Here is a 13,498-nt window from a genome sequence, read left to right on the forward strand (position 1 = left end):
TAATAAACATTATATAAATTTTTATTCTTTTGATGAATTTATATACTTTTTTTCTAATGAAGTAAACTGCCAGGTTTTAATTAAAACCTTATATCATCCTTACTTATCCCTTTCCCTTATTTCAACCCTGCGGATTTTTCCGCTTATCGTTTTAGGGAGTTCGTCTACAAATTCTATTATTCTTGGATATTTGTATGGAGCGGTGACGGTTTTTACATGTTCCTGAAGCTCTTTTACCAGGGCGTCGCTGGGCTTATAATTCTTTGTCAGCACAACCGTGGCTTTTACAATCTGGCCTCGGATCGGATCAGGAACTGCCGTGATGGCGCACTCGAGAACTGCAGGATGCTCGAGAAGGGCGCTCTCAACTTCAAAGGGCCCTATACGGTATCCAGAGCTCTTGATCACATCATCAGCCCTGCCTACAAACCAGAAGTATCCGTCTTCATCCCGCCATGCGATATCTCCGGTATAATAAACATCATTGTTCCATACTTTTTTAGTGAGGGCTTCATCCCTGTAATATCCCCCAAACATTCCGGCGGGTTTTAGTTTATCCGTACGAATAACTATCTGGCCTTCCTCACCTATGTCCACCGAATTCCCGTCTTCATCCACCAGGTCAACCTCATATCCCGGTGCCGGCTTGCCCATGGAACCCGGCTTTGGTTCCATCCACGGGAAGGTGCCCAGGACGACGGTCAACTCCGTCTGACCATATGCTTCCATCAGTTTTATGCCGGTTGCCTTGTAAAATTGGTTGTATACTTCCGGATTAAGCGGTTCGCCGGCAACGACACAATATTTTAACTTGCTTAAATCATATTTGGTGAGGTCTTCCTTTATGAAAAACCTGTAGATGGTCGGCGGCGCACAGAAAGTTGTTACGCCATGCTTGGAAATTACGTTCAGCAGATCGCTGGGGACAAATTTATCATAATCATATACAAAAACTGCGCTTCCGCATATCCACTGGCCGTATAATTTGCCCCACATCGCTTTTGCCCAGCCGGTATCAGCTACAGTAAGATGGAGGCCCCCATCCTGGACATTCTGCCAGTACTTGGCTGTAAGTATATGTCCAAGGGGATATGTAAAGTTGTGCTGTACCATTTTTGGCATTCCTGTCGTACCCGATGTGAAATACAGCAGGGAGATGTCGTCATTAGTTGTATATTCACTCCCGGAAGGCTTTGTGAACTCTGCCGGGGAATTCTCCATTTCCTTGTTGAAGTCGATCCAGCCTTCCTTGCTGCCGCCTACGAGAACTTTATACTTAAGGGTAGGAGATTCTGCCTCCGAGTCCTCCACATGCTTTATAACTTCAGGCTCATTGACGCAAACAATCATTTTGACATCGGCGGCATTGTTTCTGTAAACGAGGTCTTTTTTAGTAAGCATGTGAGTGGCGGGGATGCATATTGCACCTATTTTGTGGAGGGCAAGGATGCAAAACCAGAATTCATAACGCCGTTTTAGAATAAGCATTACCGGGTCGCCTTTTTTTATGCCTACTGACCTGAAAAAGTTGGCCGCCTTATCGGAATAATATTTCATCTGACCAAAATTAAATACCGCTTCATTCCCTTTTTCGTCACACCAAACCATGGCTGTTTTGTCAGGGGTTTCGGTAGCTATCACATCAACTACGTCGTATGCGAAATTGAAATTTTCCGGTACCTTTATCTTGAAATTTCTTACTATATCTTCATATGAAGTGAACTCTACTTGTTGGAGAAATCTTTCAACCATTGACATTGCCTATTACCTCTATTCTTGTATAATTTACATTTATCAACTGTTGATCATAGATTTTTAAATATGTATTGTATATGTTGGATTAGTGTTCAACAACTAAAATCCTGCATCAGATTATATGATTATTGCCAGAAACTTGGCCGGTTTGTTGTCCAAGGCTCTCATTGCATGATTTATGCCGGAATCAAAATACAAAGAATCCCCTTCATTGAGAACAACCTCGTGGCCATCGATTATTACTTTCATCCTGCCTTCAAGAACATAATTGAATTCCTGTCCTGTGTGGGAATTATACCTTACTTCCGTGCTTTCATCTTCAGGCTCCACTGTTACCAGGAAAGGCTCTGCCTTTTTATTGGCAAAGTTGTATGCAAGGCTCTGATACTTATATTCCTTCCTTCTCTCTATGCTTACACCTTTGCCTGCCCTGACCAGAGAATAGGTGTGCAGCTTTGGTCCTTCTCCGGTCAATAATGCCGTAAGCTCCACATTAAACATGCTTGCTACCTTGTAAAGAAAACTTACCGGTATGTCTACCTCTCCACTTTCATATTCCTTGTAGGTATCAACCGGTATTTTGAGCTGTGCCGCCAGATCTTCCGGAGAAAGACCTGCTATATTCCTCAGCTCTTTCAACCTTTCGGCAATCTGCCTTATCTGTTCCGACATAAAACCATCCCTTTCGTATATATTTGGATAGAATATGTTGCTAAATTAGAGACAATTTTATAATTTATCATAACATAATGGAAATTCTAAATAAAGCGTTATAAGACCTAGGCTTATCATTTCATAAGAATGCGTAAAAAAATTTATGGAATCCGACAGAAGGGAGCAAAGGGTAATAATGTAATCATATTGAAGAGAATGATAAGATAACGGGAGATGGTATCGAAAAAGGTAAGCCTTCCGGTATCTTACGACATGCAATCAGCTTCAGTTTTCATATTCCTGGCGCAAAATATGGATGAACTCGGACGCGGCCTTGCACAGGGGGACATCCTTTACGGTGGCGATGCCTAATTTTCTCATGGGAGGCTTTTCCTCCAGTTGTATTTCAAAAAGCTCGCCGCTTTTAATGGCTTCTATCGCACTTTTTCTTAAGACATGAGCTATGCCAAGGCCCATTTTTGCAAACTCCAGCAGCAGATCTATGCTTTCCGATTCTATTTCCGGATGCAGCTCAATTCCCTTGTCATTAAAGTAATTGTCAACGCATCTTCGGGTTGAACTGGCCTTTTCCAGCAACAGGAGCGGATATTTTAAAAGCTCTTCGGGCGATAATATCCTGTCTTTTAAATTTTCGAATTTTTTCGATGCCACAAAAACATCCTCCAGTTCCAAAAACTCTGTCACACAGATGCTTTTGTCCTCTACCGGCATAGTGACTATGCCGAGGTCGGCAGAACCGCTTTTCAGATTTTCTATGATTTGAGCCGAGGTTCTGTTGATGATCCGTATGTGGACATTGGGGTATAAGCTGTTGAATTTTCTAAGGCAGGGCATGAGATAATACTTGCATATGGTGTCTCCGACTCCTATGCGCATTTCCCCGGATTTCAGATTTTGCATTTCTTCTATTTTATTCTCTGCTCCTTTTAAAAAGTTGTATGCCTGTTCGACATGCTTGAACAAGAGCTCTCCATCCTTGGTCAGCTTGATGCTGCGGGTTTTCCTGTAGAAAAGCTGCGTTCCCATTTTTTCTTCCAGACTTTTTATTGACTGGCTCACCGCCGACTGAGATATGAAAAGCCTTCGGGCTGCTGCCGAAAAGCTGCCTGTTTTGGCGGTGTGGTAGAATATCTTATATAGCTCAAAATTTATATCCATAAGCACTCCTAATTACAAGCATTAGTATTATTAATTTTACTTATTAATAATAGCATATTATAATGAAAGCAGACAAGATAGGATGATAAAGCTTGGGACAAATTTGAATATAGTTGTGGACATTTATTAAAGTTTTGATATTGAGGTATTCTATAAGGAAAATTACTTTTGCATTAGTTGTAGTATGTGTTTAATTACATTGATTTAGAACTTTAATTTAACCTGTTGTGCTAGCTAATTTGAGATAGCGTTGTGAAGAGTTATTAGAGATAGTTGGTGAAGTGGAGGATAAGGCAAATCACCTGAACGAAGTGAATTGCTTAATCTTTTATCAAGCTTGTAATTCGCTAATTTTCAATTAGCGAATTATATCGATAGCTACCTTAATTTATTATAGATATTATTGGAGTTATCGATTCTAGCTCTTTAACTCGGAACTCCGCTATCGAGAATGCTGGCACAACGAGTTAATTTAATACATTAATTTTAAGGCTTGATCCAAAAGCTGTGGATCGGGCGTTGATAATGGAGGTATAGTAGATCATGGGACAGGTGAGGCGGATTTTTGTTGAAAAGAAAAAGGGTTTTGATATAGAGGCCGGTGGGCTTTACAGAGATTTAAGGGACAATCTGGGCATAAAAGGGCTGAAATCGTTAAGAATAATCAACCGGTACGATATTGAGGGAGTATCCGACGACGAATATGCCAGATCCAGGGATATGATATTTTCTGAACCTCCGGTGGATTTGGTTTATGAGGAAGAAATTCCGATAAGCCCGGATTCAAGGGTTATAGCGATAGAATACCTACCCGGTCAGTATGACCAAAGGGCTGATTCGGCATCCCAGTGCGTCCAGATGCTTACCGGGGGGGAAAGACCGTCGGTAAAGACTGCAAAGCTCATAATCTTAGAGGGTGAAATTTCCGACTTTGAGTACGAAAAGATAAAATCCTACTGCATTAACCCGGTGGAAAGCCGGGAGGCTTCCATGGAAAAACCGGCCACTCTGGAAGATGTTCCGGATATGCCGGAGGATATTGAAACTATCAACGGTTTTATAAAAATGACGGATGAAGAGATGGCAGAGCTTATGGAAAGCATGGGACTGGCCATGTCCTTTGAGGACCTCGCATTCTGCCGTGATTATTTTAAAAATACCGAAAAAAGAGATCCTACCGTAACGGAGATAAGGGTAATCGACACTTACTGGTCGGATCACTGCAGGCATACTACGTTTCTGACATCTATAGATGGGGAGGAAATTGAATCGGGACATTATTCCGATGCCATAAGGAATGCCTATTCAGGCTACTTGAAGTCAAGAGCAGTAATCCACCTTGGAAAAGACAAGGATATGTGCCTGATGGATCTGGCGACGATAGCCATGAAGGAGCTGAGAAGGCAGGGAAAACTGGATGACCTGGATATATCCGATGAGATAAACGCCTGCAGCATAGTTGTCAATGTGGAGGTGGATGGTTTTGAAGAGGAATGGCTTGTCATGTTTAAAAACGAGACCCACAACCATCCCACAGAAATAGAACCTTTTGGTGGTGCCGCAACATGCCTTGGCGGTGCCATAAGAGATCCTCTGTCAGGCAGGGCTTATGTCTACCAGGCTATGCGTGTCACCGGCAGCGGTGATCCAAGGACGAGAATCGAAGACACCATCCCGGGCAAGCTCCCGCAGCGCAAGATAACCACAGGAGCTGCTGCCGGATACAGCTCTTACGGAAATCAGATAGGCTTGGCCACAGGGCAGGTAACAGAGATCTACGATGAGGGCTTTGTGGCAAAAAGGATGGAGATCGGAGCCGTTATAGGGGCCGCACCAAAAAGGAATGTGGTGAGATCAAAGCCGGAAGCAGGGGATGTGATAATCCTTTTAGGCGGAAGGACAGGCCGGGACGGATGCGGCGGAGCAACCGGATCTTCCAAGGAGCATACGGAGGATTCGCTGCTCACATGCGGTTCAGAAGTCCAGAAGGGAAATCCTCCCACTGAAAGAAAAATACAAAGGCTTTTCCGAAATCCTGAAGTAAGCCGCATGATCAAAAAATGCAATGATTTTGGAGCCGGAGGTGTTTCTGTTGCCATCGGCGAGCTGGCCGACGGTCTTGAAATAAACCTTGATGCGGTACCTAAAAAGTATGAGGGGTTGGATGGCACCGAACTGGCGATATCCGAATCCCAGGAGAGAATGGCTGTCATGGTGGCTCCGGATGATGCTGAAGCGTTCATTTCAGCAGCAAGGGAAGAAAACCTTGAAGCAGTGAAGGTGGCTGTTGTGACTTCGGAAGGAAGGCTCAAAATGTTCTGGAGAGGAAGATCCATCGTCGATATCAGCAGAAGCTTTCTGAATACCAACGGAGCAAAGCAGAGCACCAGGGTAGTGGTTTCAATTCCGGATAAAAGCGGCAGTCCTTTCAGTGTCCTGCCGGCAGAAATCGAGAATAATTCCGACAACCTTGAAAAGGCATGGATTAGCAATCTGCAGAGACTGAATGTATGCAGCCAAAAAGGTTTGGTGGAGCGGTTCGATAGCACAATAGGCGCCGGTACTGTTCTGATGCCCTTCGGAGGAGAACACCAGCTTAGTCCTGCTGAAGGCATGGCAGCCAAGATTCCTGTGCTGAAAGGGGATACAGTAACCGGTACTGTTATGACTTTTGGATACAATCCTTCCATAGCAAAATGGAGCCCCTTCCATGGAGCGCTGTACGCAATAATTGAGGCGGTGGCCAAGGTTGCTGCCATGGGCGGCGATTACAGGAGAGCCCGTCTTACCCTGCAGGAGTATTTCGAAAAGCTGGGCAAGGACCCCAAGAAATGGGGAAAACCGTTTGCCGCGCTGCTGGGAGCCTATTATGCCCAGATGAGGCTGGGTATACCGGCAATAGGTGGTAAGGACAGCATGTCCGGTACCTTCAAGGATATGACGGTACCTCCAACCCTTGTGGCTTTTGCAGTGGATACAATAGATGTTCGCAGGGTTATTTCCACAGAGTTTAAAAAGGCAGGCAGCCAGGTGGTTTTATTGCCCTTGAGAAGGGACGAATACGATATTCCGGACTTTCACCAGTTGGACAGGAACTATTCAAAGGTATATGAACTGGTACAAGCCGGAAAGGTGCTGGCCGCTCATTCAGTACGCTATGGTGGAATAGCAGAGGCCATCAGCAAGATGTGCTTTGGCAACAAGATCGGATTTGTTTTTGAAGGAAGTTTTGGCATCAAAGAGCTGTTTTCTCCGGAATATGGTTCCATAATACTGGAAATACCAGAGAAGGAAGATGTGGAAAATCTGTTTAAAGGATACGAATATGAACTCCTCGGCCGCACCCAGACGGATGAAGCGATTGATGTGAACGGAACCAGGATCATGCTGGATGTGGCAATACAGAAATGGCAGGAGCCTCTTGAAACAGTTTTCCCCACAAAGGTGGAAGAGAGGAAGGAAACTCCGGTACATTACTATTTTGACAGGTTCAGGGCGATAAAGTCCGCCACGGTATATGCAAAACCAAGGGTATTTATCCCTGTGTTTCCCGGCACCAACTGTGAGTACGACACTGCCAGGGCTTTTGAAAAGGCGGGAGGAACCGTGGATATGATGGTCATTAAAAACCTGTCCGCCCGCGATATTGAAGAATCCATTGAGACTATGGTAAAAAAGATAGAAAATTCCCAGATAATCGCTCTGCCGGGAGGGTTCAGCGCCGGAGACGAGCCTGACGGCTCGGGCAAATTCATTGCCACGGCTTTCAGAAATCCATATATCAAGGATGCGGTAATGCGCTTCCTGAAACAGAGGGATGGGCTGATGCTCGGAATATGCAACGGATTCCAGGCTCTCATTAAACTTGGACTGGTACCCTATGGAGAGATAAGAGATATGGATGAAGACCAGCCTACCCTTACTTTCAATACTATAGGACGCCATGTATCCTGCATGGTGTCGACCAAGCTGGTGTCCACCCTGTCGCCGTGGTTTAGCAACCTCCAGATCGGCGAAATCCATAAAGTGGCTGTATCCCATGGAGAGGGAAGGTTTGTGGCCAGCCCTGAGGTGCTGGAAAGCATGGCAAAAAACGGGCAGATTGCCACCCAGTATGTGGATCCGGATGGCAATCCCACTTATGATATCCGGTACAACCCCAACGGATCCATCAACGCTATTGAAGGGATTACAAGCCCTGACGGAAGAATTCTGGGTAAAATGGGGCATTCGGAAAGGGTTGGCTCCAATGTGGCGGTAAATATCCCCGGCGAAAAAGATCAGAGGATATTTGAAGCCGGAATAAGCTATTTCCGATGATGAAATAAAGCTTTTCATGGCGAGTATTTCCGGATGTGAAGCGAAAATCTTCCATGGCAAGTGTTTCCGGTGATGGTATAAATCTCTTCATGGAAGTCTTTGCGGTGGTGAAATAAAACTTTCTACATGGAAAGAATTTTTGGGATAAATAAATGCTTGTCAGAGCAAGTATTTCCGGAGGCGAAGCAAATAACCGTTCCCGGTAAGTATTTCCGGTGTTGAAATGAAACTGTCCAAAGCAAACAAAAGCTCATTACGGATTGGTTGAAAAATCCGGGAGAATATAAAAAAATATTATGCAAACAATAATATAAGCATGACCGACTAAATTTAATTGGCTAGGGAAGGAGAAATCTGCTTATGGACAGAACTATTGCGGTAGAAAAGGAATTGACGCCGGTTATCCAGTATCTTTCTGAAAAGGGATATAAAGTTGAGAGCATAGAGTTTGGTAGCGATTACAGTAAAAATATTGACAAATATGACGCTGTAGTTGTTACAGGCATGAACAAGGATTTTCTCGGGATGCAGGATGTTGTGTCAAAAATACCGGTTATTGAAGCAAGAGGCATGACTGCGGAACAGGTATACTGGCAGTTGAATACAAGTCTTAAGCAGTGATGTTTGAATATCTCTTCCTAAGAAAGTAAGGCAAGTTGGTCATACTTCAGCAATTTTGATCAGACAGCCGGAAGGACAGGAGCGATTTCATATCCAGCTTCTGCTTTTCCGGCTGTTGCTATAGCTGTTACTATTTTGTATTATAAGAGGTTCTGCTATATGAATTTAAATAAAAATGCAAATCATAGCCTGTATGGACTCTATACTATGCTTATTTTAAAGCTTCGCATCCACAGGTCAATCTGTATCAGATAAGCCGCAAGCTGTGGCCCTGCCATCAACTGCCCAAACCATGGTCTGCCGTAATCCGATTTTCCGTTCAGCAGGGGCAGTACCTTATCCTTTTGGATAAGACGCAGCAGAGGGGAAGCGCTGTCGTTAAGTATTTCAATGAGCATTTCGTTGACGATTTTTTCAAAGTATGGGTCATGGGTTTTGGGGTATGGACTTTTACGTCTCTTAATTACATCATCCGGGAGAATCCCTTTCGCTGCCTGGCGGAGGAGCCCTTTTTCCCGGTCACCGTAAGTTTTGATATCCCAGGGAATGTTCCAGACATATTGCACCAGGCGGTGGTCGCAGAATGGCACTCTTACCTCCAGCCCCGATGCCATGCTCATGCGGTCTTTACGGTCCAGAAGGGTGGACATGAACCATGTAATGTTAAGATAGAAAATTTCCCGCCTCCTTGCTTCCGTCGGATCTTCCCCTTTCAGCGCCGGTACTTCGCTTATGGTTTCCCGGTATCTTCTTTCCACATATTCGTGGGGCTTTATATAGTCTTTTACTTCCGGTTTCAGCAGCGTGCTGCGCACATCCGACGGATGAATCCATGGGAAGCTGTCGCGGCTGAACATTTCCTCCCTGTGAAACCATGGGTATCCGCCGAATATCTCATCGGAGCACTCTCCTGAAAGGGCTACGGTGGAGTGCTTTTTGACCTCCCGGGAAAACAGCCATAGGGATGAATCGATATCGGCCATGCCGGGAAGATCTCTGGAATACAGAGCATCCTTAAGGGCATCGGCTATTTCCTGGGAGTTGAAAGTGATGTAATGGTGCTCAGTGCCTGCCACATCGGACATGCGTTTGACCCAGGGAGCATCGGCATCCGGCTGGAAGCTGCTGGGAGTGAAGAATTGATCGTTGCCGGTGTAGTCGATGGAGAAGCTGTGTAGCCGCCCTTTTCCCGTATCACGAAATTCCTGTGCCGCTACGGCAGTTATTATGCTTGAGTCAAGCCCTCCGGACAAAAAGGTGCATACCGGGACATCGGAAACCAACTGGCGGACTATTGAATCTGTAAGCAGGTTCCTTACATTGGTTATGGTGTCTTCGAGGCTGTCGGTGTGGGGATGGCTTTCCAGTTTCCAGTACCTGGTCATACGAAGGCCTTGATGGTTGTAAAGGATATGATGGGAAGGCTTTACTTCGTACACATTTTTAAACACCCCATGCCCGGGCGTTCTGGAAGGCCCCAAAGCAAAAATTTCAGCTAGCCCTTCATTATCAATTTCCGGTTGTATTTCCGGGTGAGCAAGCAGTGCCTTAAGCTCCGATGCAAAAATCAAGGAGGTTCCCCTCAGTGCATAGAAAAGAGGCTTTACACCGAATCTGTCCCTGCAGAGGAAAAGGCTTTGCTCTTTTTCATTCCATATACCAAAGGCATATATACCGTTGAGACGCTCAGCACAACCGCTTCCCCACTCTATGTAGGAGATGAGAAGCACTTCCGTATCCGAGTTGCTTTCGAAGATATAACCTTTTGCTTTAAGCTCCTCACGGAGTTCAACAGTGTTGTAGAGCTCTCCGTTATAGGTGATTGTGTAATCATAGCCTCCAAAGCGCCTTACCATCGGCTGGCATCCCCCGGCAGGATCAACAACTATAAGACGTTTATGGGCGATAAGGGCATGGTCCGATGTCCACAAGCCTTCAGCATCCGGCCCGCGGTGTGATAATGCCTGTGACATTTGCTCCAGGATCTTTTCCTGGCCATGCAGATTGTTTTTCAAATCTATCCATCCTGCTATTCCACACATTATTATCAACTCCTTTAACCCAAAAAGTGCCCTCTTAAGACAGGGCACCTTTGCCAAATGATAATTGATCTCATTTAGTTTTTCACTATAGCATATGCTGCCATCGCCACAGTGTTACATTATTTCAGGCAGTATAAAGAATTTACGTACATTTATTGTGGCATTCCTTTGGTGATTATTGTATGGTAACTTATAATTTCTACCAAACGGTCACTGATATGTCATTTTTTATAAAACCGTTATGAATTTTCGAAAAATATTATGCTTTATCCGGCGGAGAATAGGGAAATCATCTGAGCCAAGGCGATCTGCGGCTTATATAACATAAAAAACACGCTGACTGAAAATCAGCGTGTTTTATGATAACTACAAATAATATTTAAAATAAATAATAATGTATAAATATTACTTGATACGTATACAAAATGTTATCTGATCTATTTTTAACTTATGTTCATCAGCATGTAACTTGAGCCAATGTTGATACCGCAACAACTTGATCAATCAAAATAAATAGTTTTGCCGGTTTTTGCGGACTCATAGATCGCTTCAATAATCTCTGAGACCACGCAGGCCTCTTCCGGTTTTGTTAGAGGCGGAAGGTCGTTTACCACGCTGTAAATCCACTGTTTGGCTTCATATTCCTCGGCGGTCAGGTTCTCGCCCTTAAAGAGTTCTCTGGCAGTGTTGTTGGGTTTTACATCATTGATATACAGGGAACCGTTTTTCTCTCCGTTAATCCGGACGATATCCCCGCGTATTTCAAGGCCACCCTTGGTTCCGCAGATGGTCATATGTCCACCGTTTTCCACATTGAGCAGCCAGGAAGCTTCTACAACCATGGTAGCTCCGTTCTTAAACTTGACAAATCCCATGGCTGAATCTTCTACCTGGAAATCCTTGGGGTCCCAAATGCCCCATTCATTGGAGTACATGGCTGTATCAGCCAGCTTGCGATATACGGAGCCAGTTACGCTGGCTACTTCGTAATTGCCTATGAGATAGAGGGCTGCATCTATGGAATGGGTTCCGATGTCGATCATCGGGCCGCCGCCCTGCTTCTCCTTATCCAAAAATACGCCCCAAAGCGGTGCACCTCTCCTGCGGACTGCCGGTGCTTTTACATAGTAAACTTCACCCAGTTCACCATCCTGAATCAGTTTGCGGGCATATTGATATGTTCTGGTGCTTCTGCTCTGATAGCCTATTGTCAGCTTTTTACCGGTGCGCTTAGCGGCTTCGACCATAGCCCTTGCGTCTTTGGAGGAAGCAGCCATGGGCTTTTCACACATGACATGCTTGCCGGCTTCCAGCGCGGCAATGGATATTTCAGCATGGGATACGTTAGGGGTCAGTACATGAACCACTTCTATATCCGGTATCTTCAAAAGCTCCCTGTAATCAGTGCAAACAAAAGCGTCTTCCGTGCCATAATCCTTCTTTGCTTTTTGGGCCCTTTCTTCTATAATATCACAAAAGGCCACCATCTTTACGTTTTCCAGCTTTTTGAGGCTGGGCATATGCTTTCCGTTGGCGATTCCGCCACATCCTATGATACCGACCTTTACTTCCCTCATGGGGCCGGATTTGGTTTCAGTGATTATAGCAATTGACATAAATATACTCCTTTCTTAAATGGACCGCCTCATTCTGCAATAAGCAGATGAACCCTTATAGAGTAACTATGCGATTTTCCCGGTTGGATATATATGCGTTTTCAAGAAGACGGGTAAGATCAATGCCGTCCTGTACTCCGAAGCCTTCCGGTGAGCCGGTTTTGTTTATGCAAGCGTCTACAAACATTTCAACAGGCATAGGGAGTGCTTCGGGGAGAGTAGGAACAATATACTCGTTGGTGTACTTGCCGAGAGATTTTGTTTTGAGCTTCACATCTCTGCCATAAGCCAGCAGTGTGGCATCAGAACCATATATTTCAACAGCACCCGGAGTGTTGTAAGTGACAAAGCTTGTTTCACATGTACAAACGGCACCGTTTTCAAATTCTATGGAAGCAGTGGCACTTTCGTCAACTTTAGTGCCGAAAGGAGATGTCAGAAGGGATGTAATCCTGACCGGTTTACCCAGGAGGTAGCAGGAAGTGTACATCGGATGGCAGCCAAGGTCCATGAGGGCTCCTCCGCCAGTCTTGGATTCATCAAACCAGTACTCAGGCAGCCAACCACCGCTGACTCCATCATGACCATTGCGTATACGAACCAGGGAGATCTTTCCGAACTCGCCGTTTTTGATCATTTTTCTTGCCAGCTGAATAACAGGCGTTGTTCTCTGAGGAAGGGAAATAACAAAGGTTACACCGGTTTTTTCCACTGCGCGAGCTATATCTTCACATTCTGCAACAGTAGGAGCCATGGCTTTTTCAGTAAAGATGTGCTTTCCGGCAAGAGCTGCTTTTACCATTACATCGCGATGCATGGTGGTTGGAGCGTCACATACTACTGCGTCTACATCATCCCTGGACAAAAGGGCGTCCAGATCCTTTTCAAAAGAGCATCCTAGCTGCGCTGCCCACTGGGAGCCTCTGTCTGCATCTTCATCCCAGACAGCTGTAATTCTGGCTTTGCCGGTTTTTAATACCTGGTTGGCATAACCTTCAGCGTGGACATGCCATTTGCTTAACATTGCAACATTTAACATATCAACCACTCCTTTGCTAAAACTTGTGACATGCAGGTAATTATAAATGCTGTTATTTTATAATTATCTATTTTGCATTATATATAATGCTTTCCCAAAAAACAATTTCCATTCTTATATTCGAGATGGATAATCTTATGTTTAGTTAGTATTATTTTATCTTTTATATTGACATATAAGCATGAGAAGTTGACACAGTAAGGTATACTGTTTATAATTTAAGCGAGTGAAGAGGAAACCATCAGGATTTAAGGTATATTGTTAAAAGTCTG

At 44.6% G+C, this 13,498-nt stretch carries 8 protein-coding genes; 2 read left to right on the top strand and 6 right to left on the bottom strand.

The genetic code is table 11. The features are described from left to right. Nucleotides 1-99: 99 nt before the first annotated feature. The 3 genes from CDO33_RS04890 to CDO33_RS04900 all read right to left on the bottom strand — a co-directional run bounded on the left by CDO33_RS04890 (nt 100) and on the right by CDO33_RS04900 (nt 3,588). Nucleotides 100-1,758, bottom strand: a complete 1,659-nt coding sequence (locus CDO33_RS04890; protein ID WP_479690672.1) for an AMP-binding protein — start codon at nt 1,756-1,758, stop codon at nt 100-102. Nucleotides 1,759-1,872: 114 nt separating this feature from the next. Further along, nucleotides 1,873-2,427, bottom strand: coding sequence for a helix-turn-helix domain-containing protein (locus tag CDO33_RS04895; RefSeq protein ID WP_103080894.1), 555 nt, complete (start codon nt 2,425-2,427; stop codon nt 1,873-1,875). A 267-nt stretch (nt 2,428-2,694) separates the two neighbouring features. Beyond that, a complete protein-coding gene (locus CDO33_RS04900; RefSeq protein ID WP_103080893.1) occupies nt 2,695-3,588 on the bottom strand; it encodes a LysR family transcriptional regulator in 894 nt (297 codons plus the stop codon). Between the two features lie 543 nt (nt 3,589-4,131). On the opposite strand from CDO33_RS04900, the gene CDO33_RS04905 reads away from it, so the two are divergent. Beyond that, nucleotides 4,132-7,908: a phosphoribosylformylglycinamidine synthase gene (locus tag CDO33_RS04905; protein ID WP_103080892.1), complete on the top strand. Its 3,777-nt coding sequence runs from the start codon at nt 4,132-4,134 to the stop codon at nt 7,906-7,908. 360 nt (nt 7,909-8,268) lie between these two features. Continuing rightward, nucleotides 8,269-8,529: a YkuS family protein gene (locus CDO33_RS04910; RefSeq protein WP_103080891.1), complete on the top strand. Its 261-nt coding sequence runs from the start codon at nt 8,269-8,271 to the stop codon at nt 8,527-8,529. Between the two features lie 200 nt (nt 8,530-8,729). Here the strand turns inward: CDO33_RS04910 and asnB are convergent, their stop codons facing one another. The 3 genes from asnB to CDO33_RS04925 form a co-directional block, all read right to left on the bottom strand. Then, nucleotides 8,730-10,571: an asparagine synthase (glutamine-hydrolyzing) gene (gene asnB, locus CDO33_RS04915; protein WP_103080890.1), complete on the bottom strand. Its 1,842-nt coding sequence runs from the start codon at nt 10,569-10,571 to the stop codon at nt 8,730-8,732. 500 nt (nt 10,572-11,071) lie between these two features. Next, nucleotides 11,072-12,187, bottom strand: a complete 1,116-nt coding sequence (locus tag CDO33_RS04920; protein ID WP_242973386.1) for a Gfo/Idh/MocA family protein — start codon at nt 12,185-12,187, stop codon at nt 11,072-11,074. A 55-nt stretch (nt 12,188-12,242) separates the two neighbouring features. Beyond that, a complete protein-coding gene (locus CDO33_RS04925) occupies nt 12,243-13,226 on the bottom strand; it encodes a Gfo/Idh/MocA family protein (RefSeq protein ID WP_103080889.1) in 984 nt (327 codons plus the stop codon). Nucleotides 13,227-13,498 lie beyond the last annotated feature (272 nt).

The organism is Clostridium thermosuccinogenes (assembly GCF_002896855.1).
Classification (GTDB): domain Bacteria; phylum Bacillota; class Clostridia; order Acetivibrionales; family DSM-5807; genus Pseudoclostridium; species Pseudoclostridium thermosuccinogenes.

Bases quoted from the DNA above. Each gene is read 5' to 3' on its own strand.
- CDO33_RS04890 (WP_479690672.1), bottom strand. From the start codon at position 1,758: ATGTCAATGGTTGAAAGATTTCTCCAACAAGTAGAGTTCACTTCATAT.
- CDO33_RS04895 (WP_103080894.1), bottom strand. From the start codon at position 2,427: ATGTCGGAACAGATAAGGCAGATTGCCGAAAGGTTGAAAGAGCTGAGG.
- CDO33_RS04900 (WP_103080893.1), bottom strand. From the start codon at position 3,588: ATGGATATAAATTTTGAGCTATATAAGATATTCTACCACACCGCCAAA.
- CDO33_RS04905 (WP_103080892.1), top strand. From the start codon at position 4,132: ATGGGACAGGTGAGGCGGATTTTTGTTGAAAAGAAAAAGGGTTTTGAT.
- CDO33_RS04910 (WP_103080891.1), top strand. From the start codon at position 8,269: ATGGACAGAACTATTGCGGTAGAAAAGGAATTGACGCCGGTTATCCAG.
- asnB (WP_103080890.1), bottom strand. From the start codon at position 10,571: ATGTGTGGAATAGCAGGATGGATAGATTTGAAAAACAATCTGCATGGC.
- CDO33_RS04920 (WP_242973386.1), bottom strand. From the start codon at position 12,187: ATGTCAATTGCTATAATCACTGAAACCAAATCCGGCCCCATGAGGGAA.
- CDO33_RS04925 (WP_103080889.1), bottom strand. From the start codon at position 13,226: ATGTTAAATGTTGCAATGTTAAGCAAATGGCATGTCCACGCTGAAGGT.